The organism is Ruegeria sp. BC6, from assembly GCF_056539185.1.
Map to the genome: position 1 here is coordinate 407557 of NZ_JBQFUM010000003.1, position 22333 is coordinate 429889.

At 60.7% G+C, this 22333-nt stretch carries 19 protein-coding genes; 17 read left to right on the forward strand and 2 right to left on the reverse strand.

Annotated features, from left to right (window positions below; translation table 11 throughout):
* The first annotated feature begins 14 nt into the window (after window positions 1-14).
* The 3 genes from ccoO to ccoP are packed head-to-tail and all read left to right on the forward strand — an operon-like array spanning window position 15 to window position 1800.
* Window positions 15-743 (forward strand): cytochrome-c oxidase, cbb3-type subunit II, encoded by a 729-nt coding sequence (gene ccoO, locus ACR0MM_RS12595; protein WP_093964330.1) that lies wholly within the window; start codon window positions 15-17, stop codon window positions 741-743.
* A gap of 11 nt (window positions 744-754) precedes the next feature.
* The gene (locus ACR0MM_RS12600; protein WP_093964331.1) at window positions 755-940 is read left to right on the forward strand and encodes a cbb3-type cytochrome c oxidase subunit 3; all 186 of its coding nucleotides are present in this window, start codon (window positions 755-757) and stop codon (window positions 938-940) included.
* Window positions 937-1800, forward strand: a complete 864-nt coding sequence (ccoP, locus tag ACR0MM_RS12605; RefSeq protein WP_170342399.1) for a cytochrome-c oxidase, cbb3-type subunit III — start codon at window positions 937-939, stop codon at window positions 1798-1800. The genes ACR0MM_RS12600 and ccoP overlap by 4 nt, the downstream gene beginning before the upstream one ends.
* A 150-nt stretch (window positions 1801-1950) precedes the next feature.
* Here the strand turns inward: ccoP and ACR0MM_RS12610 are convergent, their stop codons facing one another.
* Window positions 1951-2112, reverse strand: coding sequence for a hypothetical protein (locus tag ACR0MM_RS12610; protein ID WP_480696493.1), 162 nt, complete (start codon window positions 2110-2112; stop codon window positions 1951-1953).
* 99 nt (window positions 2113-2211) lie between these two features.
* On the opposite strand from ACR0MM_RS12610, the gene ACR0MM_RS12615 reads away from it, so the two are divergent.
* The 10 genes from ACR0MM_RS12615 (at window position 2212) to rplA (ending at window position 10920) form a co-directional block, all read left to right on the forward strand.
* Entirely contained in the window at window positions 2212-3087 is an 876-nt protein-coding gene (locus tag ACR0MM_RS12615) for a LysR family transcriptional regulator (protein ID WP_170406462.1), read from the forward strand.
* 101 nt (window positions 3088-3188) lie between these two features.
* The gene (gene ccoG, locus ACR0MM_RS12620; protein WP_170391110.1) at window positions 3189-4616 is read left to right on the forward strand and encodes a cytochrome c oxidase accessory protein CcoG; all 1428 of its coding nucleotides are present in this window, start codon (window positions 3189-3191) and stop codon (window positions 4614-4616) included.
* A 3-nt stretch (window positions 4617-4619) separates the two neighbouring features.
* Window positions 4620-5078, forward strand: a complete 459-nt coding sequence (locus tag ACR0MM_RS12625; RefSeq protein ID WP_480696495.1) for a FixH family protein — start codon at window positions 4620-4622, stop codon at window positions 5076-5078.
* 4 nt (window positions 5079-5082) lie between these two features.
* Window positions 5083-7260: a heavy metal translocating P-type ATPase gene (locus tag ACR0MM_RS12630; RefSeq protein WP_480696497.1), complete on the forward strand. Its 2178-nt coding sequence runs from the start codon at window positions 5083-5085 to the stop codon at window positions 7258-7260.
* A 5-nt stretch (window positions 7261-7265) separates the two neighbouring features.
* Window positions 7266-7424, forward strand: coding sequence for a cbb3-type cytochrome oxidase assembly protein CcoS (ccoS, locus tag ACR0MM_RS12635; protein WP_093964337.1), 159 nt, complete (start codon window positions 7266-7268; stop codon window positions 7422-7424).
* 89 nt (window positions 7425-7513) lie between these two features.
* On the forward strand, window positions 7514-7711 hold the full coding sequence (gene secE / locus ACR0MM_RS12640) for a preprotein translocase subunit SecE (RefSeq protein WP_093964338.1): 198 nt from the start codon (window positions 7514-7516) through the stop codon (window positions 7709-7711).
* 247 nt (window positions 7712-7958) lie between these two features.
* A complete protein-coding gene (nusG, locus tag ACR0MM_RS12645) occupies window positions 7959-8492 on the forward strand; it encodes a transcription termination/antitermination protein NusG (RefSeq protein WP_093964422.1) in 534 nt (177 codons plus the stop codon).
* A 221-nt stretch (window positions 8493-8713) separates the two neighbouring features.
* Complete coding sequence (locus ACR0MM_RS12650) at window positions 8714-9541, forward strand: DUF2189 domain-containing protein (RefSeq protein WP_480696499.1); 828 nt, start codon at window positions 8714-8716, stop codon at window positions 9539-9541.
* 229 nt (window positions 9542-9770) lie between these two features.
* Entirely contained in the window at window positions 9771-10220 is a 450-nt protein-coding gene (gene rplK, locus ACR0MM_RS12655; protein ID WP_093964340.1) for a 50S ribosomal protein L11, read from the forward strand.
* A gap of 1 nt (window position 10221) precedes the next feature.
* Window positions 10222-10920 carry a 50S ribosomal protein L1 gene (gene rplA, locus ACR0MM_RS12660; protein ID WP_093964341.1) on the forward strand — a complete coding sequence of 233 codons (699 nt, stop codon included), beginning with the start codon at window positions 10222-10224 and terminating at the stop codon, window positions 10918-10920.
* A gap of 65 nt (window positions 10921-10985) precedes the next feature.
* Here the strand turns inward: rplA and ACR0MM_RS12665 are convergent, their stop codons facing one another.
* Window positions 10986-12257, reverse strand: a complete 1272-nt coding sequence (locus ACR0MM_RS12665) for a DUF2254 domain-containing protein (RefSeq protein ID WP_480696501.1) — start codon at window positions 12255-12257, stop codon at window positions 10986-10988.
* Between the two features lie 332 nt (window positions 12258-12589).
* On the opposite strand from ACR0MM_RS12665, the gene rplJ reads away from it, so the two are divergent.
* The 4 genes from rplJ (at window position 12590) to rpoC (ending at window position 22245) form a co-directional block, all read left to right on the forward strand.
* Window positions 12590-13108 carry a 50S ribosomal protein L10 gene (gene rplJ / locus ACR0MM_RS12670; protein WP_093964423.1) on the forward strand — a complete coding sequence of 173 codons (519 nt, stop codon included), beginning with the start codon at window positions 12590-12592 and terminating at the stop codon, window positions 13106-13108.
* Window positions 13109-13187: 79 nt separating this feature from the next.
* A complete protein-coding gene (gene rplL / locus ACR0MM_RS12675) occupies window positions 13188-13565 on the forward strand; it encodes a 50S ribosomal protein L7/L12 (protein ID WP_093964343.1) in 378 nt (125 codons plus the stop codon).
* A 251-nt stretch (window positions 13566-13816) separates the two neighbouring features.
* The gene (gene rpoB / locus ACR0MM_RS12680; protein ID WP_170341436.1) at window positions 13817-17953 is read left to right on the forward strand and encodes a DNA-directed RNA polymerase subunit beta; all 4137 of its coding nucleotides are present in this window, start codon (window positions 13817-13819) and stop codon (window positions 17951-17953) included.
* Window positions 17954-18003: 50 nt separating this feature from the next.
* A complete protein-coding gene (rpoC, locus tag ACR0MM_RS12685; RefSeq protein WP_170360935.1) occupies window positions 18004-22245 on the forward strand; it encodes a DNA-directed RNA polymerase subunit beta' in 4242 nt (1413 codons plus the stop codon).
* Window positions 22246-22333 lie beyond the last annotated feature (88 nt).

Sequence of the window (22333 nt, forward strand, 5' to 3'; positions counted from 1 at the left end):
GGAGGGCCGGAGCAATGGCAATTCTCGACAAACACAAGATCCTCGAGACCAACGCGACCCTCCTGCTGATCTTCAGCTTCCTGGTCGTGACCATCGGTGGCATCGTTCAGATCACTCCGCTGTTCTACCTTGAGAATACAATCGAGAAGGTGGAGGGCATGCGCCCTTACACCCCTCTCGAGATGGCGGGGCGTGAGATCTACATCCGCGAAGGCTGCTATGTCTGCCACAGTCAGATGATCCGCCCGATGCGGGACGAGGTCGAGCGTTATGGCCACTACTCGCTGGCGGCCGAGTCGATGTACGACCACCCGTTCCAGTGGGGGTCCAAGCGCACCGGGCCCGATCTGGCCCGTGTGGGTGGCCGCTACTCGGATCAATGGCACGTGGACCATCTGCGTGATCCGCAATCGGTGGTGCCGGAATCCGTGATGCCGAAATACGGCTTCCTGGAAAACCGCAAGATCGACGGCCGGTATATCGGTGACATCATGGCAACCAATGCGGTTTTGGGCACGCCTTACACAGACGAGATGCTGGAAAACGCAGTTGCCGATTTCCGGGCGCAGGCCGATCCGGACAGCGACTATGACGGGCTGCTGGAGCGTTATGGCGAAAACGTCAACGTGCGCAACTTCGATGGTCAGCCGGAACTGACCGAAGCCGATGCGTTGGTTGCATATCTGCAGATGCTGGGAACGCTGGTCGACTTCTCGACCTTCACCCCGGATGCAAGCCGCTAAAGGAGGGTGTGATGGAAGAATACACGATCCTGAGGCAATTCGCGGATAGCTGGATGCTGCTTCTGTTGTTCGCCTTCTTTGTCGGCATCGTCATCTGGGTGTTCCGCCCCGGTGCCAGCAAGGAATACAAGGACACCGCAAACATCCCGTTCCGGCATCAAGACAAACCCGCCACATCCGAGGAGGCGCGGAAATGAGCAAGACACCTGAAAAACAGCCGGGTGATCCCAAGACGACCGGTCACAGCTGGGATGGCATCGAGGAATTCGACAACCCGATGCCGCGTTGGTGGTTGTGGACCTTTTACGCGACCATCTTCTGGGGTGTGATCTACACGATCATGTATCCGGCGTGGCCGCTGGTGCAATCCGCAACCGCCGGTGTGCTTGGCTGGTCTTCGCGCGAGCTGGTGCAGAAGGAGATGGTTTCGTTCGAAGAGGCCAACGCTCCGTGGAACGCCAAGCTGGTCGAGACACCGCTGGATGACATCGCCAAGGATGCCGAGCTGCAGCAATATGCGGTCAACGCCGGTGGCGCCGTGTTCCGCACCTGGTGCGCGCAGTGCCACGGTTCGGGCGCGCAGGGTGCGAAAGGTTTCCCGAACCTTCTGGACGACGCCTGGCTGTGGGGCGGCACCTTGGATGACATCGTCACAACGGTCAGCTACGGCATTCGCAACGAAGAAAGCGACGACGCGCGCTACTCCGAAATGCCGGCATTCGGCGAGATCCTCGAGCCCGAGGAAATTACCCAGGTCGTGCAATATGTGATGTCGCTGACCAACGCCCAAACCGACGATGCTGCGGCGCAGGCGGGCAAGGTTGTCTACGAGGACAACTGCGCGGCCTGTCACGGCGAAGACGGAAAGGGCGATATCGCGCAGGGCGCACCGAACCTGACGGATGCGATCTGGCTGTATGGCGGCGATGAGAAAACGCTGACCGAAACGGTGACCTACAGCCGGTTTGGCGTCATGCCCCCCTGGGACACGCGTCTGACCGAGGCGCAGATCCGCGCCGTGTCGGCCTATGTCCACCAATTGGGTGGCGGTCAATAATATCCAGGAACACCTTCGGGCGGCGTGCCGCCCGAAGGCCTAGGTGCCGGCTGTTCCATCTGTTCGCGCGTTTCCTGAACAGCCGGCACCGCATTTTCCGAAAATAGTGCTGACAATGGCCCCGGTCCAGCGCGGGCACGCAAACTGATCCTAAAGGTTGCGCGGATCCAACTCGCGGCTCTTGCTGACCCACCAGTGTCCGGCGGGCAGCCATCTTTTCCTTTTTGGCGCATTCGGTTTGGGCGCGTCGCGCAGCGTGGGGGCGTTCAACCGCGTGGCGGTCATGAAGGAAGCAGCGTAGATGTTCAGCATGGTCTTTCTCCTGATGCGATGAACTCGGGTTCCAGCATCGGCTCTTGACCGGATATTTGCGACTCAATTACCGTGTTCAAATGTAAGCAGAGGTTACATATGGACTGGCTGAACCTTCCGCCACTATCGGCGCTACGGGCTTTCGCTGCATTTGCCGAGCACAGAAATATCGTCAAAGCTGGCGATGCGTTGAATGTAAGTCATGCCGCCATAAGCCAGCAGTTGCGCGCGCTTGAGGCGCATATGGGCGTGACCCTGTTGGACCGGTCGGGCAAGACGCTGGTCCTGACGTCGGATGGCGAACACTTGGCCCGCAGCGTTCAGCTGGGGTTTGGCGCCATCCATGCGGCGGTCTCGGACCTGGTGAACGCGGGCGAGGATCGGCCGGTACACGTTTCGCTGACCTCCTCATTTGCGGCTTCATGGCTGATGCCGCGGCTGCCGATTTTCCGGTCGGATCACCCCGGGATCGATCTGACCTTGGATCCGTCACCGGAACTGGTCGATCTGCGCCCCGGCGGGGTGGATGTCGCGATTCGATATGGGGCAGGCGGTTGGCCGGGTGTCCGGTCCGAGATGTTGTTGAAAACCCCGATGGTCATCGTTGCCGCGCCCGGTCTCTTAGGGTCCAGGTCCGAGTGGTCGCCGGCTGATCTTGCCCGTTTGCCGTGGCTGGAAGAGGTGGGCACGACCGAAGCCAGCACATGGCTGGCACAACATGGGGCGGCTATGGACCCCGGCGCCGGACGGACCAGTCTGCCGGGCAATCTGGTCCTTGAGGGCGTGCGCGCGGGGCAGGGGGTCACGGTGACGGTGCGACATTTCGTCGAACGTGATATCGTGGCCGGAAGACTAATTGAACTTCATGTCGCACCGGACGCCCGAGGCTACCACATCGTGACGGCGCAAACGCCGCAGAGAAAGGCGGTGAAGACGTTCGTCGGGTGGTTGAAACGCCAAGCGAACCAGGTGTGACAAAAGGTGTCTGTGCGATGCGCTTTTGACCCATGTCAAAGTTGTCCGGTGTATGATCTGGAACAAGTCGCCCGACCAACAGCAAGATCCGGAGCCATGCCGTGAGCGATCACACCCCAGCCCCCAGCCTTTACGCCGCAAGGGAACCGATCTTTCCACGGCGCGTTTCCGGCAAGTTTCGGAACCTCAAATGGATCATTATGGCCGTCACACTTGGCATCTATTATGTGACGCCGTGGATCCGGTGGGATCGGGGGCCCAGCCTTCCGGATCAGGCGGTGCTGCTGGATCTTGCGAACCGCCGCTTTTACTTCTTCTGGATCGAGATCTGGCCACACGAATTCTACTTTGTGGCCGGACTGCTGATCATGGCCGGCTTGGGCCTGTTCCTGTTTACGTCGGCCTTGGGGCGGGTGTGGTGCGGCTATGCCTGCCCACAGACGGTTTGGACCGACCTTTTCATTCTGGTCGAGCGCTGGATCGAAGGCGATCGAAACGCCCGCCTGCGCCTTCATCGTCAGAAGAAGCTGGATTTCCGTAAGGCCCGGCTGCGATTGACCAAATGGGTGGTCTGGTTCCTGATCGGTCTGGCGACCGGCGGGGCCTGGGTGTTCTATTTCGCGGATGCGCCGACCCTGGCGCGGGACCTTGTGACCGGCAACGCTCATCCGATCGCCTATACCACCATGTTGGTTCTGACCGGCACGACCTTTTTCTTCGGCGGGTTCGCGCGAGAGCAGATCTGTATCTATGCCTGTCCGTGGCCGCGAATTCAGGCGGCGATGATGGACGAGGACACGCTGGTGGTTGGCTATCGAGAATGGCGGGGCGAGCCGCGCGGCAAGGGCAAACGGACGGCCGACTCTGAACTGGGCGACTGCATCGATTGCATGGCCTGCGTCAATGTCTGCCCGGTCGGGATCGACATCCGTGATGGCCAACAGCTGGAGTGCATAACCTGCGCGCTGTGCATCGATGCCTGCGACGACATGATGGCCAAGATCGGCAAGCCGCGCGGTCTGATCGACTATATGGCGCTCAGCGACGAAACGCGTGAACGCGCGGGCCAGCCTCCCAAGAACGTGTGGAAACACATCCTGCGGCCCCGGACGATCATGTATACCGCGCTTTGGTCGCTGGTGGGATTTGGCCTGCTGTTTGCGTTGTTCATCCGGTCGGATATCGATCTGACGGTTGCGCCGGTGCGCAATCCGACATTCGTGACCATGTCCGACGGTTCGATCCGCAACACCTACGACGTGCGGTTGCGGAACAAACATGGCGAAGACCGCCTGTTCAAACTGTCTCTGGTCGGTGACCCAAGCCTGCAGGTTCAGATTGAAGGAACGGAACTGGATACGGTAAACGTAACTGCGGACACGGCACAGTTGACCCGGGTTTACATCGTCGCCGCGAAAGATACAGCGCCCGCATCGGCGGAAACGACACCGGTCCGGATCTGGGTCGAAGACCTGCAAAGCGGCGAGCGCGCCTACAAGGACACCACGTTCAACGGGCGGGGGAACTGAACCATGGCCGAGCGCAAATTCACCGGAAGGCACGCTCTTGCGGTTTTTGTCGGGGCCTTCGGGGTCATCATCGCCGTCAATCTGGTGCTGGCATACAAAGCAGTCGCGACATTTCCCGGGCTCGAGGTCAAGAACTCCTACGTTGCCAGTCAGGAGTTCAATGAAAAGCTGCAGGAGCAGCAGTCTCTGGGCTGGGACGCAGACGTGGAAACCAAGGGCGGCCTGCTGATTCTTCGCATCACGGATGCGCAAGGCGTGCCTGTGCGGGTGGCCGAGCTGCAGGCCGTGGTCGGCCGCGCAACTCATATGCGCGAGGATTTTTCGCCGGACTTCATCTTTGACGGTGTGGCGTATTCCACCCCGGCGACACTTGGAAAAGGCAACTGGAATGTCCGTATCGTCGCGCGCGATGCGGACGGCGCGGAATTCAGTCGGCGCATTCCGTTGTACATCAAGGGTTAGGCTGATGTCGTCGCAGGTGACATCCGGGACCGCAGCCTGTCCGGGCTGCATCGCGGCCCCGGCGGAACCGGCCAGGCCGGTACCGGTCGACGTTCAGATCGCGCTGTCACTGCCGGGCATTCATTGCTCTGCCTGTATTGCAAATGTCGAACGTGCGTTGAACGCGCACCCCGGCGTACAGGACGCGCGGGTCAACCTGACGCTCAAGCGCGCTCTGATCAAGGCGGGCCCCGAGGTTCGGGCAACGGACCTGATCCCGGTCCTCGATCGGGCCGGGTACGAGGCGCATGAGCTGGATCCGGGTGCCCTGTCAGCCACGCAATCGGACAAGGCCGGACGAGACCTTTTGATGCGGCTCGCGGTCGCCGGCTTTGCATCGATGAACGTGATGCTGCTGTCAGTGTCCGTCTGGTCCGGCGCCACTGACGCGACGCGCGACATGTTTCACTGGATATCGGCGGCCATCGCCCTCCCGGCCATTGCGTTCTCGGCCCAACCGTTTTTTGCCAACGCGTGGAGCGCGCTGCGTGTTCGCCGCCTGAACATGGACGTGCCGATCGTTCTGGCAATCCTGCTGGCCTTGGTCACTTCGCTTTGGGAAACGGCGCTGAGCGGTGAGCACGCCTATTTCGATGCGGCTTTGACGCTGACGTTCTTTCTGCTGGCGGGGCGCTATCTGGATTACCGCACCCGTGCCGCGGCCCGGTCCGCCGCGGAAGAGCTGACAGCCCTCGAGGTGCCGCGCGCCATCCGTCTTGTTGACGGGGCCGAACGCGAGGTCGCCGTTGCCGAACTGGCCGTCGGTGACCTGATCCTGGTGCGACCAGGGGGGCGGATGCCGGTGGACGGCAAGATCGTGACCGGTGAATCCGAGTTGGACCGGTCGTTGCTGACCGGTGAAACCCTGCCGGTATTTGCCCAGCCGGGCACGCAAGTAAGCGCGGGTGAGGTCAACCTGACCGGGCCGCTGACCATTCAGGCAACGGCGGTGGGCGAAGAGACTTCGCTGCACCGCATGGCCGATCTTGTGGCCATCGCGGAATCCGGGCGGTCGCGCTATACGTCCTTGGCGGACAAGGCGGCCAAGCTGTATGCCCCCGGGGTTCATATCCTGTCCGCACTCAGTTTCGTTGGCTGGTACATCTATTCTGGCGATCTGCGCACAGCGCTGAACATCGCCGCCGCTGTGCTGATCATCACCTGCCCCTGTGCGTTGGGGTTGGCGGTTCCTGCGGTTACCACCGCGGCCTCGGGTCGGCTGTTCCGCAAGGGGATGCTGATCAAGGACGCCACGGCGTTAGAGCGGTTGGCCGAGGTCGACACCGTGGTGTTCGACAAGACCGGAACGCTCACATCAGGCGCGCCCCATTTGGTCAACGGTGGCGAACACACATGCCGTGAGATCGAGATCGCTCTGGCCTTGGCACAGGCTTCGGCGCATCCGCTGGCGGTCGCCCTGACCCGGGCCGCCCGGGCCGAGGGTTATACCCCGGCCGAGGTTGAAAACGTAACCGAGATTCCCGGTCACGGGACCGAGGGCCAGTTTCAGGGGCAACTCGTGCGGCTGGGCCGGGCCGAATGGGTGGGCGCGACGGAGGGTGATCACACCGCGGCCTGGTTGGCAGTGGGGGGCGATCGCCCGGTCGAGTTCCGCTTTGCCGACTCATTGCGCCCCGGCGCTGCCGACGCGGTCGCGGCTTTGCGGGATGCGGGCAAGGACGTCATCCTCATGTCCGGGGACACGACCAACGCCGTGAAAGCTCTGGCCGAGAAGCTGGGGATCGAGACCTGGATCGCGCGGGCACTGCCGCAGGACAAGGCGCGACACATTCAGAAGCTGGCAGACCAAGGCCGCCGGGTTTTGATGGTCGGTGACGGGTTGAACGACACAGCCGCGCTAGCGGCGGCCCATGCTTCGATCTCGCCGGCTTCGGCACTGGATGCGGCCCGCGTGGCTTCGGACATCGTTCTGCTGGGCAATGACCTGTCGCCGATCGCCGATGCCTGCCATACTGCGGTCCGGGCGACGCAGCGCATCCGCGAGAATTTTCAGATTGCGACGATCTACAATGTCATCGCGGTGCCTTTGGCCGTCGCCGGCCTTGCGACGCCCTTGATCGCGGCCTTGGCGATGTCCACATCGTCTATTACCGTATCCCTGAACGCTCTGCGCCTGAGGTGATCCGAATGGAAGTTCTGGCCTACCTGATACCGATTTCGCTGCTGTTGGGCGGTGTTGGGCTGGTGGCGTTCATCTACACGGTCCGCAGCAACCAATATGATGACCCCGAAGGCGATGCCCGACGGATTCTGAGCAACGAATGGGATGATCGCCCCAAGTCCTGACCGCGTGCAATCGTGATGCCGACGGCCCTTGAAATTGCCGCAATGCCCGGCTATGTCCGGCCCATCCGCTAGCAGAGAGACCAAGCCTAATGGCCACCACAAACCCGATCCAGTTCATTCAGCAAGTCCGTGCCGAAGTTGCAAAGGTCGTCTGGCCGACGCGGCGCGAGGTTCTGCTGACCACGGTCATGGTGTTCATCATGGCGGCTCTGACTGCCGTGTTCTTTGCACTGGTGGATCTGGGCATTCGCGGCGGTCTGCAACTGATCCTGGGTATGTTCAGCTAGGGCCGACTGCCGGGTCCCGTCGGATCGCGCCGAGACACGCCCGCTTCGGGCGCCCGACCGGCACTGCCCCCTTGCACAGCAGGCAATGTCAGAGTAGTTGACGCGGGACCTTTCGGGATGGGCGTGCGGCGATTCGGACTGCGCGCCGCTTTTTATTCCGGAACACGCGGCCGGACCGCGACAAAATTTCAATTCAGGTGCGTCCGCCCGACGCGGCGCGCCAAAGGCAAACAAGGACGACAGGTTCATGGCGAAACGGTGGTACTCGGTCAGCGTTCTTTCGAATTTCGAAAAGAAGATCGCAGAGCAGATCCGCACGTCGGTGGCCGAGCACGGCCTTGAGGACGAGATCGACGAGGTTCTGGTTCCCACCGAAGAAGTGATCGAGGTGCGCCGGGGCAAGAAGGTCACGACTGAACGCCGTTTCATGCCCGGCTACGTACTGGTGCACATGGAGATGTCGGATCAAGGCTATCACCTGATCAACTCGATCAACCGGGTCACCGGTTTCCTGGGTCCGCAGGGCCGCCCGATGCCGATGCGCGACGCCGAGGTGAACCAGATCCTCAACCGTGTTCAGGAAGGCGAGGAAGCACCCAAGCTGATGATCAGCTTCGAGGTTGGCGAGAAGGTCAAAGTCAACGACGGCCCGTTCGAGGATTTCGACGGTATGGTCGAGGGCGTGGACGACGAGAACCAGAAGCTGAAGGTTACCGTCTCGATCTTCGGGCGCGAAACTCCGGTCGAGCTGGACTTTACGCAGGTCACCAAGCAGAGCTGATCATTCCTGCAGGAACTGATCGTGCAGGAATCGAACGCGCCGCCGTAACAGGCGGCGCAACTGTTTCTGATGCTTGCCGGTAGGGTTTCGCCACAGCCTTGGCCGCTTGCCCTAACTCCTTGCCTGATGCACACTTGTGCTTGGTACAGGTATGACCGTTGCGCAGCCGGGCTCGTGGGCCAGAGGATTTGCGCGCAGTGATGCTTTGGGAGGACTCTGTCATGACATCCAAGGCTGCAGGCCCCACGCCACCCGACAGGCTGACCCCGCCTCAGCGGACGATGCCTGTGGTCAACACGGTCACCGCCGCCGACATCACCGACTCGCTGAAGGCCGGGTTTTCCGATTTTCTGGCGCGTCCCATAATGAGCGGATTTTTCGGACTGTTCTATGCCGTTTTCGGGTTTCTGCTGGTCTGGAGCCTGGTTTGGCTTGGCAAGATTTGGATGATAATTCCTGCCGTCGTGGGGTTTCCGCTGGTCGCCCCTTTCGCCGCTGCAGGCCTCTATGAGATGTCGCGTCGACTTCAGGCCGGAGAGGATTTTGGCTGGTCGGAAATACTGACGGTCATGGCCAATCAGCGTAAGCGGGAAATGGGCTGGATGGCCTTCGTTACGCTGTTCGTTTTCTGGGTATGGATCTACCAGGTTCGGCTTTGGTTGGCGATCATCCTGCAGAATGCCTCGTTCTCGGATTTCGACGGTTTCCTGAACACCGTGTTCTTTACCCCCCAAGGCTGGGCCTTCCTGGCTGTTGGCACCTGCGTCGGTGCGTTTCTGTCCGCCGTTCTATTTTCGGTGACTGTTGTTGCCATGCCCTTGCTTCTGGATCGCGACACCGATTTCGTAACGGCCATGCTTACATCGCTCCGCGTTGTCGCCGAAAGCCCTGTGGTCATGCTTGGCTGGGCGGCCATCATCTCGGTCACTATGCTGTTGTCGCTGGTGCCGGCGTTTCTGGGGCTTGTCTTTACGTTGCCGATCCTTGGGCATACTACTTGGCATCTCTACCAGCGCGCCGTTCAGCCGGAGGCGTCTGCCGATCGATAGCGGGGGCGGAGCCTGCATGCCGACGAACGCCTTGGGAAGGTGGCTTCGCCAGCCATCCGGTTTTCAGTGGCATGCTCTTGCCAACCCATTCGTTCCCCTGTAAACGCCGCCCCTATCGTCTTCGGGCGAGATTCTCTCGTGGGAGATCGCAGGGATCGCGATTCCGGATCGGACCACGCAACATAAAACCGGATGGGACGCGTCCCATTCACGTTGAAAGGAAAACCAAATGGCCAAGAAGCTTGCTGGTACGATGAAGCTGCAGGTTCCTGCAGGTCAGGCGAACCCGTCGCCGCCAGTTGGCCCGGCGCTGGGTCAGCGCGGCATCAACATCATGGAATTCTGCAAGGCGTTCAACGCCAAAACCGCAGACATGGAGCCCGGCGCTCCGTGCCCGACCGTGATCACCTACTATCAGGACAAGTCCTTCACCATGGACATCAAGACGCCGCCCGCGTCTTACTACCTGAAGAAGGCGGCCGGTCTGAAGCCGGTCGGCAAGCGTAACCGCCCCCGTGGCGCGGAGAACCCCGGCCGTGAGACCGTGGCAACCGTGACCACCAAGCAGGTGCGCGAGATCGCCGAAGCCAAAATGAAGGATCTGAACGCCAACGACGTCGAAGGCGCAATGAAGATCATCCTGGGCTCGGCCCGTTCCATGGGCATCGAGGTGAAGTAAGATGGCAAAACTCGGTAAACGTACCCGCGCAGCGCGCGAAGCCGTCGCCGGCAAGGAAAACCTGTCGGTCGAAGAGGCAGTTGCACTGGTCAAGGCCAACGCAACGTCGAAGTTTGACGAAACCATCGAAATCGCCATGAACCTGGGCGTTGACACCCGTCACGCAGACCAGATGGTGCGCGGCGTCGTCGGTCTGCCGAACGGCACCGGCAAGGACATGCGCGTTGCTGTCTTCGCGCGCGGCCCCAAGGCTGATGAGGCGAAAGAAGCTGGTGCGGACATCGTCGGCGCCGAGGACCTGATGGAAAGCATCCAGGCCGGCAACATCGACTTTGATCGTTGCATCGCAACCCCGGACATGATGCCGATCGTCGGTCGTCTGGGTAAGGTTCTGGGCCCCCGCAACCTGATGCCGAACCCCAAGGTCGGCACCGTGACCATGGACGTGAAAGCGGCCGTGGAAGCAGCCAAGGGTGGTGAAGTCCAGTTCAAGGCGGAAAAAGGTGGTGTCGTACACGCAGGCGTCGGCAAGGCGTCGTTCGACGAAGCCAAGCTGGCGGAAAACGTCCGCGCCTTCATCTCGGCCGTTGCCAAGGCGAAGCCGTCGGGCGCCAAGGGCACCTATATGAAGAAAATCGCGCTGAGCTCGACCATGGGCCCCGGCGTGACCGTGGATGTGGCGCAAGCTTCGGGCGAATAAGCCGAAACGTTCTTTCGGAAATTCGAACCCCGGGCGGTCATGCTGCCCGGGGTTTTCTTTTGCTCTCAGATAGCAGGTTCGACTGTGACCTGATTGGGTATTTCGCGCACGCGTGCCTTGTCGGACTCCAGCCTGAGGTCGCGCTCGGCAACGGTCAATGCCTGGTTCGCAGCCGCCCGAGCCGCGGTTGTCATTGCTCCGTCTTGAGTCTGCGTCAGTCGGGTCAGCGCCCTGAGAATGGCCTCGTGGACTTCGACCTTGTCACCGGCATCCCGGGAAATGGCCGCATAAGCGTCACGAAGGAATGTGTCGAACGCGATCTCCGGGGCATGGATTCTCGGGAACTGCGGGTCGGCGGGTTGGGTGGGCCGCGAGCCAAGTGGCAGGAGAACCCGCAGCAACCTCTCGACCATCTGAATTGCCGTCATCGGGTCGTTGATACCCGGCGAGAGCGCGCGCTGTGCGATTTCCGACAGGGTTTGAATGCCAAAGCGGGGGTCTTGATTGAAGCTGCGCTCGGTCCCGATCACGAAGGCTTCCCGGATGGTTTCGCCATCCATTTTCCGGGTCGCTCTGGCCAGGGGCTGGCCTTCTGTCACGAACTGCCCCGGCAGCGCCATGATCCAGATCTCGCAGTCATTCTCTTCGGCGCAGGAATTCAGCATACCGACATCCACGTGGCGCACGTTCCCTGTCGAACTGGCCCGCACATGGTGCGCGGTTCGCGGAACATCCGCGGCGGCTTGATACGGAACGGCGCCGAGGCACGGCAGTTCCATGGCTCGGGTCATGGTGTCCCTGGCGTTGTTTTCTATCTTGCGTGCCGTTTCGGAGATGCTGCCATAGCTGGGCAATTGGTCGATCCAGAGCAAGAGCGCCAGCGTCACCAAAAAGATCACCACCAAGGTGAACGCAAGCGCAACGGCGATGGATTGCTGGGTGTAAACCCCGGTTTCGACAAGGATCAGCGATACGAGCGCGAAGATGAATGCGCCGAGAAACGTGGCTAGCACGTTTTGCGAGACACTGTCTTCTTCGATAACCTGTTGGGCGCGCGGGGAGGACTGGTTCGAGGCCCATCGCTGTGCCGCGACCATGATCGACAGCGAAAAGGTCGTGACCGCCAGCATGGACGACGCCAGAATGCCGAGAATCTTTGCCACGGCCTCGGTGCTCAGCCGTTGTGCGAGAAAGTCGGGGACGAAGCCGCCGAGGTAGGTGCCAATCCCTGCGCTGACCACGGCGAGAGCGGCGATCAGGCTGGTGCGAACCCACAATTGGCGAGAAATCTGACGAAACAGGAATTGCGGCTTGGAAATGGATTTCAACTTGATCATCCGTTGATCCTGTTCGGGTTTGCGGTGATTGTCTACCGGCTTGGGGTGCGGGCCAATTTACCCCTTGGAAACCCCGGCCATCTGCCCTAAAGAGGGCTGCGGAATAAAGCGTGCGATTCGTCGTGCGCTTTATTTCGTTTCGTCCAAGACGGTGGGTGGGTCCTTCCGGCCCCTTAATTCCCTGCCTGAGACGGGTAAGACCAAAGAATTTCGAGGGTCCTGACCCTCGGGCGCATTTTGGCCAATCCCGTAACAACGGACCTGAACGCCGGGGCGCAGCCCTCGGCAAATATGAGCCGGGGTGAAACATCGCCCCTAACTTGGAGAGAACTGTGGATAGAGCCCAGAAAGAGAAAGTGGTCGAGGAACTCGGCCAAATCTTCGAAAGCTCTGGCGTCGTAGTGGTTGCTCACTACGCCGGTCTGACAGTTGCCGAGATGCAGGACCTTCGCGCACGTGCTCGTGACGCGGGCGGCTCCGTGCGTGTTGCCAAGAACAGGCTCGCCAAAATCGCCCTCGACGGTAAGCCATGTGCGAGCATTGCTGACCTGCTGACGGGTATGACTGTTCTGACCTATTCCGAGGACCCCGTGGCAGCAGCCAAGGTGGCCGAGGACTTCGCCAAGGAGAACCAGAAGTTCGAGATCCTTGGCGGTGCAATGGGCGAGAACGCACTGGACCGGGCTGGTGTCACAGCCGTGTCGAAAATGCCGTCGCGTGAAGAGCTTATTGCTTCGATCGTGGGCTGCATCGGCGCGCCTGCTTCGAACATCGCCGGTGCAATTGGCGCACCTGCAAGCAACATCGCAAGCATCCTTTCCACCATCGAAGAGAAGGCGGAAGCTGCGTAAGCGGTTGGCACTGAATGATCTGCGTGGGGCACATGCCCTGACGTTGGAACACACACTGTAAACGGAAAGAGCTGATACAATGGCTGATCTGAAGAAACTGGCAGAAGAGATCGTTGGTCTGACCCTGCTGGAAGCACAAGAACTGAAAACCATCCTCAAGGACGAGTACGGCATCGAGCCCGCAGCAGGCGGCGCCGTCATGGTCGCAGGCGCAGCTGGCGATGCCGGCGGTGCAGCTGAGGAAGAGAAAACCGAATTCGACGTCGTTCTGAAGAACGCCGGCGCTTCGAAAATCAACGTCATCAAAGAAGTTCGCGGCATCACCGGCCTGGGCCTGAAAGAAGCCAAGGAACTGGTCGAAGCCGGCGGCAAGATCAAAGAAGGCGTGGACAAGGCAGAAGCCGAAGAGATCAAGGGCAAGCTGGAAGCAGCTGGCGCCGAGGTCGAGCTGGCCTAAGCCTGTCTTTCGGTGCATCGCGGATGCGCCGTGGAATTTGGCTGGGCCCGGAGAAATCCGGGTCCAGCCGAACCTGTCTTAGAAAGGGCCTCATGTGCTGGGGCGTTTTCTAAGACGCGGTTCGCGGATCGGGAGGCTACCATTCGGGACGGTGGCCACGAATTGATCCGGACGTGTCGTCTCGTATGTGCAAGGCGCCGGGGCCCGACGGTGTTTTTGCCCGCTGAGAACATCGAAAGGTGACATCTGACATGGCTCAATCGTTCCTTGGCCAGAAACGTCTTCGGAAATACTACGGCAAAATCCGCGAAGTCCTGGAAATGCCGAACCTCATCGAGGTCCAGAAATCCTCCTATGATCTATTCCTGCGCTCTGGCGATGCCGATCAGCCGACCGACGGCGAAGGTATCAACGGCGTGTTCCAATCGGTCTTTCCGATCAAGGATTTCAACGAAACTTCCGTGCTGGAATTCGTGAAATACGAGCTGGAAAAACCGAAATACGACGTTGAAGAGTGCATGCAGCGTGACATGACCTACAGCGCGCCGCTGAAGGTCACCCTGCGCCTGATCGTGTTTGATGTCGACGAAGACACCGGGGCCAAATCGGTCAAGGACATCAAGGAACAGGACGTGTTCATGGGCGACATGCCCCTGATGACACCGAACGGCACCTTCATCGTGAACGGCACCGAGCGCGTGATCGTGTCCCAGATGCACCGGTCGCCCGGTGTGTTCTTCGACCACGACAAGGGCAAGACTCACTCCTCAGGCAAGCTGCTGTTTGCCTGCCGCATTATCCCGTACCGCGGCAGCTGGCTGGACTTCGAGTTCGACGCCAAGGACATCGTCTACGCCCGCATCGACCGTCGCCGCAAACTGCCGGTGACCACGCTGCTCTATGCCCTGGGCCTGGACCAGGAAGCGATCATGGACGCGTATTACGACACCGTGTCCTACAAGCTGAACAAGAAGAAGGGCTGGGTCACCCCGTTCTTCCCCGAACGTGTGCGCGGCACCCGTCCCACCTATGACCTGATCGACGCAAAAAGCGGTGAAGTGATTGCCGAAGCCGGCAAGAAGGTCACCCCGCGCGCGGTCAAGCAGCTGATTGACGAGGGCAAGGTTACCGACCTACTGGTGCCGTTCGACCACATCGTCGGCAAGTTCGTCGCCAAGGACATCATCAACGAAGAAACCGGTGCGATCTATGTCGAAGCCGGTGATGAGCTGACCCTGGAATATGACAAGGATGGCGAGCTGATCGGCGGCACCGTGAAGGAGCTGATCGATGCCGGCATCACCGATATTCCGGTTCTGGACATCGACAACATCAACGTCGGTCCGTACATCCGCAACACCATGGCGCAGGACAAGAACATGGGCCGCGAAAGCGCGCTGATGGACATCTACCGCGTCATGCGCCCGGGCGAGCCGCCCACCGTCGAGGCTGCGTCGGCTCTGTTCGACACCCTGTTCTTCGACAGCGAGCGCTATGATCTGTCGGCCGTTGGCCGCGTGAAGATGAACATGCGCCTGAACCTGGATGCTCCGGACACCCTGCGGACACTGCGCCGCGAAGACATCGTGGCCTGCATCAAGGCACTGGTGGAGCTGCGTGACGGCAAGGGCGACGTGGACGACATCGACCACCTGGGCAACCGTCGTGTGCGCTCGGTCGGTGAACTGATGGAAAACCAGTACCGCGTCGGCCTGCTGCGGATGGAACGCGCCATCAAAGAGCGTATGTCGTCGGTCGAGATCGACACCGTCATGCCGCAGGACCTGATCAACGCGAAACCGGCGGCGGCCGCGGTGCGTGAATTCTTCGGCAGCTCGCAGCTGTCGCAGTTCATGGACCAGACCAACCCGCTGTCGGAAGTCACCCACAAACGCCGCCTGTCGGCGCTTGGCCCGGGTGGTCTGACGCGCGAGCGTGCGGGTTTTGAGGTGCGCGACGTGCACCCGACCCACTATGGCCGGATGTGCCCGATCGAAACGCCGGAAGGCCCGAACATCGGTCTGATCAACTCGCTGGCCACCTTTGCCCGCGTGAACAAGTACGGTTTCATCGAAACCCCCTATCGCGTCGTGAAAGGCGGGCAGGTGACCGATGAGGTCCACTACATGTCCGCGACCGAGGAAATGCGTCACACCGTGGCCCAGGCCAACGCGACGCTGGATACGGATGGCAAGTTCATCAACGATCTGGTCTCGACCCGTCAGGCCGGTGACTACACGCTTGCCCCGCGCGAGAACGTGGACCTGATCGACGTTTCGCCGAAGCAGCTGGTCTCGGTTGCGGCCTCGCTGATCCCGTTCCTTGAAAATGACGACGCCAACCGCGCTCTGATGGGCTCGAACATGCAACGTCAGGCGGTTCCGCTGCTGCGGGCCGAGGCGCCGCTGGTCGGCACCGGCATCGAGGAAAAGGTTGCGATCGACTCGGGTGCTGCGATCCAGGCGAAACGCGCCGGCATCATCGACCAGGTCGATGCCCAGCGTATCGTTATCCGGGCCACCGAAGATCTGGAACTGGGCGACGCTGGCGTTGACATCTATCGTCTGCGCAAGTTCCAGCGTTCGAACCAGAACACCTGCATCAATCAGCGTCCGCTGATCAAGGTGGGTGACACCGTCCAGAAGGGCGAGGTCATCGCTGATGGTCCGTCGACCGATATGGGTGAACTGGCTCTGGGCAAGAACGTGGTCGTCGCGTTCATGCCGTGGAACGGTTACAACTACGAAGACTCGATCCTGATCTCGGAACGTATCGCACGTGACGACGTCTTTACCTCGGTCCATATCGAGGAATTCGAAGTCGCCGCCCGTGACACCAAGCTGGGTCCGGAAGAGATCACCCGCGACATCCCGAACGTCGGTGAAGAAGCGCTGCGCAACCTCGACGAGGCGGGCATCGTTTACATCGGTGCGGATGTTGAGCCGGGCGATATTCTGGTCGGCAAGATCACTCCGAAGGGCGAAAGCCCGATGACCCCGGAAGAAAAGCTGCTGCGCGCCATCTTTGGTGAAAAAGCATCTGACGTGCGCGACACATCGCTGCGCGTGAAGCCGGGCGATTACGGTACGGTCGTCGAAGTCCGCGTCTTCAACCGTCACGGCGTCGAGAAAGACGAGCGTGCGCTGCAGATCGAGCGTGAGGAAGTCGAACGTCTGGCCCGTGACCGGGACGACGAGTTGGCCATCCTTGATCGCAACATCTATGCGCGTCTCAAGTCGATGATCCTGGGCAAAACCGCCGTCAAGGGGCCGAAAGGCGTCAAGGCGGGCTCGGAGATCACCGAAGAGCTGCTCGAGTCGCTGACCCGCGGTCAGTGGTGGCAGCTGGCGCTGGAAGACGAGAAGGACGCTCAGATCGTCGAGGCTCTGAACGAGCAGTACGAGGTGCAGAAGCGCGCCCTGGATGCCCGTTTCGAGGACAAGGTCGAGAAGGTCCGCCGTGGCGACGACCTGCCGCCGGGTGTGATGAAGATGGTCAAGGTCTTCATCGCCGTTAAGCGCAAGCTGCAGCCGGGCGACAAGATGGCCGGCCGTCACGGGAACAAGGGTGTGATCTCGAAGGTCGTGCCGATGGAGGACATGCCGTTCCTTGCGGATGGTACTCCGGTCGACTTCTGTCTGAACCCTCTGGGCGTGCCGTCGCGTATGAACGTCGGTCAGATTCTTGAAACCCACATGGGTTGGGCCGCGCGCGGCTTGGGTCTTAAGATCGACGAGGCGCTGCAGGAATACCGCCGCTCGGGCGACCTGACGCCGGTCCGTGACGCGATGAAACACGCCTATGGCGAGGATGTCTACGAAGAGGGCATCAGCGGCATGGACGAGGATCAGCTGATCGAAGCGGCCAGCAACGTGACCCGCGGCGTTCCGATCGCAACCCCGGTCTTTGACGGCGCCAAAGAGGCCGACGTCAACGACGCGCTGATCCGCGCCGGTTTCTCGGAAAGCGGTCAGTCGATCCTGTTCGACGGTCGCACTGGCGAGCAGTTCGCGCGTCCGGTGACCGTGGGCATCAAGTACCTGCTGAAACTGCACCACCTGGTGGACGACAAGATCCACGCGCGTTCGACCGGGCCGTACAGCCTGGTGACCCAGCAGCCGCTGGGCGGCAAGGCGCAGTTCGGTGGTCAGCGCTTTGGTGAGATGGAGGTCTGGGCTCTGGAAGCTTACGGCGCCGCCTACACCCTGCAGGAGATGCTCACCGTGAAATCGGATGACGTCGCCGGCCGGACCAAGGTCTATGAGTCGATCGTCAAGGGCGAGGATAACTTCGAGGCGGGCGTACCGGAATCGTTCAACGTTCTGGTTAAAGAAGTCCGTGGCCTCGGCCTGAATATGGAACTCCTGGATGCGGAGGTTGAGGAGTAAGGGCGCTGCCCTTTCTCCCGTCCCCCCTTCCGCAAGATTTGAGGTAACAAATGAACCAGGAAATCACCAACAACCCGTTCAACCCGCTGACGCCGCCCAAGGTTTTCGACGAGATCAAGGTCTCGTTGGCGTCGCCCGAGCGGATCCTGTCTTGGTCCTATGGCGAGATCAAGAAACCCGAAACCATCAACTACCGGACGTTCAAGCCCGAACGTGACGGCCTGTTCTGCGCCCGTATCTTTGGCCCGATCAAAGACTACGAATGTCTGTGCGGCAAATATAAGCGGATGAAGTATCGCGGCGTCGTCTGCGAGAAATGCGGTGTGGAAGTCACCCTGCAGAAGGTCCGCCGCGAGCGTATGGGCCACATCGAACTGGCCGCGCCCGTCGCGCATATCTGGTTCCTGAAATCGCTGCCGTCCCGCATCGGTCTGATGCTGGACATGACGCTGCGCGATCTGGAACGGGTTCTGTACTTTGAAAACTATGTCGTCATCGAGCCCGGTCTGACGGACCTGACCTACGGCCAGATGCTGACCGAAGAAGAGTACATGGACGCGCAGGATGCTTATGGCATGGACGCGTTCACCGCGAATATCGGTGCCGAAGCCATCCGTGAGATGCTGGCCCAGATCGATCTGGAAGCCGAAGCCGAGCAACTGCGCGCTGATCTGGCCGAAGCCACCGGCGAGCTGAAGCCCAAGAAGATCATCAAGCGTCTGAAGGTTGTTGAATCCTTCCTCGAGTCCGGCAACCGGCCCGAGTGGATGGTGATGACCGTGATTCCGGTCATTCCGCCGGAACTGCGTCCGCTGGTTCCGCTGGATGGTGGCCGTTTTGCGACTTCGGATCTGAACGATCTGTATCGCCGTGTCATCAACCGGAACAACCGTCTGAAGCGCCTGATCGAACTGCGTGCACCTGACATCATCGTCCGCAACGAAAAGCGGATGCTGCAGGAATCTGTTGATGCTCTGTTTGACAACGGCCGTCGTGGCCGCGTGATCACCGGCGCCAACAAGCGTCCGCTGAAATCGCTGTCGGACATGCTGAAAGGCAAGCAGGGCCGCTTCCGTCAGAACCTTCTGGGCAAGCGCGTCGACTTCTCGGGCCGTTCGGTCATCGTGACCGGTCCGGAACTCAAGCTGCACCAGTGTGGTCTGCCCAAGAAGATGGCGCTGGAATTGTTCAAGCCGTTCATCTACTCGCGCCTTGAAGCCAAGGGTCTGTCTTCGACCGTGAAGCAGGCGAAGAAGCTGGTCGAGAAAGAGCGTCCCGAAGTGTGGGATATCCTCGACGAGGTGATCCGCGAACACCCAGTCATGCTGAACCGTGCGCCGACACTGCACCGTCTTGGCATTCAGGCGTTCGAGCCGGTCCTGATCGAAGGTAAAGCCATCCAGCTGCACCCGCTGGTCTGTTCGGCCTTCAACGCCGACTTCGACGGTGACCAGATGGCCGTTCACGTCCCGCTGAGCCTTGAGGCGCAGCTGGAAGCGCGTGTTCTGATGATGTCGACGAACAACGTTCTGTCGCCTGCAAACGGCGCTCCGATCATCGTTCCGTCGCAGGACATGATCCTGGGTCTCTACTACGTGACCCTGGAACGCGAAGGCATGCCCGGCGAAGGCAAGGTCTTTGGTTCGATCGACGAAGTCCAGCACGCGCTGGACGCGGGCGAGGTGCACCTGCACTCGAAAATCACCGCGCGGATCACCCAGATCGACGAAGAAGGCAACGAGGTTCAGAAGCGTTTTGAAACCACGCCGGGCCGTGTTCGCTTGGGGGCTCTGCTGCCCAAGAACAACAAGGCACCGTTTGAACTGGTCAACCGCCTGTTGCGGAAGAAAGAAGTGCAACAGGTGATCGACACCGTCTACCGCTACTGCGGCCAGAAAGAGTCGGTGATCTTCTGCGACCAGATCATGTCGATGGGCTTCAAGGAAGCTTTCAAGGCCGGTATCTCGTTCGGCAAGGACGACATGGTGATCCCCGAGGACAAGTGGGGCATCGTGGACGAAACCCGCGAACAGGTGAAAGACTTCGAACAGCAGTACATGGACGGCCTGATCACTCAGGGCGAAAAGTACAACAAGGTTGTCGATGCCTGGTCGAAGTGTAACGACCGCGTAACCGAAGCCATGATGCGCACCATCTCGGCCGTGGCCAAGGATGAGGGCGGCGCCGACAAAGAGCCGAACTCGGTCTACATGATGGCGCACTCCGGTGCGCGTGGCTCGGTAACCCAGATGAAGCAGCTGGGCGGCATGCGCGGCCTGATGGCCAAGCCGAACGGCGACATCATCGAGACGCCGATCATCTCGAACTTCAAGGAAGGTCTGACCGTTCTTGAATACTTCAACTCAACCCACGGTGCCCGTAAGGGTCTGTCGGATACCGCTCTGAAGACGGCGAACTCGGGCTACCTGACCCGTCGTCTTGTTGACGTGGCGCAGGATTGCATCGTGCGCGAGGTCGACTGTGGAACCGACCGTGCGATCACGGCCGAGGCTGCGGTCAATGACGGCGAAGTCGTCGCGTCGCTGGCAGAACGCGTTCTGGGCCGTGTGGCCGCAGATGACGTTCTGCGTCCGGGTACCGACGAGGTCATCGTCGCCGCCGGACAGCTGATCGACGAACGCATGGCCGATACGATCGACGAGGCCGGTGTTGCCTCGATGCGCATCCGCTCGCCTCTGACCTGTGAGTCCGAGGAAGGCGTCTGTGCAACCTGCTACGGTCGTGACCTTGCACGCGGGACCATGGTGAACACCGGTGAGGCTGTCGGCATCATCGCCGCGCAGTCGATCGGTGAACCGGGTACGCAGCTGACGATGCGGACCTTCCACATCGGCGGTGTTGCGCAAGGTGGTCAGCAGTCGTTCCAGGAAGCGAACCAGGACGGTGTCGTTGCCTTTGAGAACCCGCAGATCCTGGTCAATGCCGCCGGCGAAAGCCTGGTCATGGGCCGGAACATGAAGCTGGTGATCAACGACGAACACGGCGAAGAGCGCGCCAGCTTCAAGCTGGGCTACGGCTCGAAGCTGTTCGTCAAGGAAGGCACCAAGGTCAAGCGCGGCGACAAGCTGTTCGAGTGGGACCCCTACACCCTGCCGATCATCGCCGAGAAAGCCGGTACCGCAAAATACGTCGACCTGGTTTCGGGCATTGCTGTCCGCGACGAGACCGACGATGCAACCGGCATGACCCAGAAGATCGTGATCGACTGGCGCGCCGCCCCCAAAGGCAGCGATCTGAAGCCCGAGATCATTCTTGTGGATGACAATGGCGAGCCGGTCCGCAACGATGCGGGCAACCCGGTTCACTATCCGATGTCTGTGGACGCGATCCTGTCGGTCGAAGACGGTCAGAAGATCGAGGCCGGTGACGTTGTTGCGCGTATTCCGCGTGAAGGCGCCAAGACCAAGGACATCACCGGTGGTCTGCCGCGTGTGGCCGAACTGTTCGAAGCGCGTCGTCCGAAAGATCACGCAATCATCGCGGAAGCCGATGGTTACGTGCGCTTTGGCCGCGATTACAAGAACAAGCGCCGCATCAGCATCGAGCCGGTCGACGAGTCGCTGGAGACGATCGAGTACATGGTGCCCAAGGGCAAGCACATCCCGGTGCAGGAAGGCGACTTCGTGCAGAAGGGTGACTACATCATGGACGGTAACCCGGCTCCGCACGACATCCTGTCCATCATGGGTGTCGAAGCGCTGGCGGATTACATGATCGACGAGGTGCAGGACGTCTATCGTCTGCAGGGCGTGAAGATCAACGACAAGCACATCGAAGTCATCGTACGCCAGATGCTGCAGAAGTGGGAGATCCTGGACTCGGGCGACACCACCCTGCTGAAGGGCGAGCATGTCGACAAACAGGAGTTCGATGCTGCCAACGAGAAGACCATCGCCCGCGGTGGTCGTCCGGCCCAGGGCGAGCCGATCCTTCTGGGGATCACCAAGGCTTCGCTGCAAACGCGTTCGTTCATCTCGGCGGCATCGTTCCAGGAAACCACCCGCGTGCTGACCGAAGCTTCGGTTCAGGGCAAGAAGGACAAGCTGGTTGGCCTGAAAGAGAACGTCATCGTCGGCCGTCTGATCCCGGCCGGTACCGGTGGGGCGACACAGCGTGTTCGCCAGATCGCGCAGCAGCGTGACAATGTCGTCATCGAGGCACGTCGCGAAGAGGCCGAGGCCGCAGCCGCGCTGGCCGCTCCGATGATGGATGATGACATGGTCGGCGACGAGCTGGACTCGCTGGTGGAAACTCCGGAAAGCCGCGAATAATATCGGCGACGAGAAACTCAGAATGGCCCTGCGGTTCCGCGGGGCCTTTTTTTGTTTCGGCCGGTGCCGGAAGCGGCCAGGGTTCGAT

What these genes read in the sequence shown, in the direction of transcription:
- rplA (WP_093964341.1), top strand. Translation starts at nt 10,222, where the DNA reads ATGGCAAAACTCGGTAAACGTACCCGCGCAGCGCGCGAAGCCGTCGCC.
- rplL (WP_093964343.1), top strand. Translation starts at nt 13,188, where the DNA reads ATGGCTGATCTGAAGAAACTGGCAGAAGAGATCGTTGGTCTGACCCTG.
- ccoP (WP_170342399.1), top strand. Translation starts at nt 937, where the DNA reads ATGAGCAAGACACCTGAAAAACAGCCGGGTGATCCCAAGACGACCGGT.
- rplK (WP_093964340.1), top strand. Translation starts at nt 9,771, where the DNA reads ATGGCCAAGAAGCTTGCTGGTACGATGAAGCTGCAGGTTCCTGCAGGT.
- ACR0MM_RS12630 (WP_480696497.1), top strand. Translation starts at nt 5,083, where the DNA reads ATGTCGTCGCAGGTGACATCCGGGACCGCAGCCTGTCCGGGCTGCATC.
- ACR0MM_RS12610 (WP_480696493.1), bottom strand. Translation starts at nt 2,112, where the DNA reads ATGCTGAACATCTACGCTGCTTCCTTCATGACCGCCACGCGGTTGAAC.
- rpoC (WP_170360935.1), top strand. Translation starts at nt 18,004, where the DNA reads ATGAACCAGGAAATCACCAACAACCCGTTCAACCCGCTGACGCCGCCC.
- rpoB (WP_170341436.1), top strand. Translation starts at nt 13,817, where the DNA reads ATGGCTCAATCGTTCCTTGGCCAGAAACGTCTTCGGAAATACTACGGC.
- nusG (WP_093964422.1), top strand. Translation starts at nt 7,959, where the DNA reads ATGGCGAAACGGTGGTACTCGGTCAGCGTTCTTTCGAATTTCGAAAAG.
- ACR0MM_RS12625 (WP_480696495.1), top strand. Translation starts at nt 4,620, where the DNA reads ATGGCCGAGCGCAAATTCACCGGAAGGCACGCTCTTGCGGTTTTTGTC.
- ACR0MM_RS12600 (WP_093964331.1), top strand. Translation starts at nt 755, where the DNA reads ATGGAAGAATACACGATCCTGAGGCAATTCGCGGATAGCTGGATGCTG.
- ACR0MM_RS12665 (WP_480696501.1), bottom strand. Translation starts at nt 12,257, where the DNA reads ATGATCAAGTTGAAATCCATTTCCAAGCCGCAATTCCTGTTTCGTCAG.
- ACR0MM_RS12650 (WP_480696499.1), top strand. Translation starts at nt 8,714, where the DNA reads ATGACATCCAAGGCTGCAGGCCCCACGCCACCCGACAGGCTGACCCCG.
- ACR0MM_RS12615 (WP_170406462.1), top strand. Translation starts at nt 2,212, where the DNA reads ATGGACTGGCTGAACCTTCCGCCACTATCGGCGCTACGGGCTTTCGCT.
- ccoO (WP_093964330.1), top strand. Translation starts at nt 15, where the DNA reads ATGGCAATTCTCGACAAACACAAGATCCTCGAGACCAACGCGACCCTC.
- ccoS (WP_093964337.1), top strand. Translation starts at nt 7,266, where the DNA reads ATGGAAGTTCTGGCCTACCTGATACCGATTTCGCTGCTGTTGGGCGGT.
- secE (WP_093964338.1), top strand. Translation starts at nt 7,514, where the DNA reads ATGGCCACCACAAACCCGATCCAGTTCATTCAGCAAGTCCGTGCCGAA.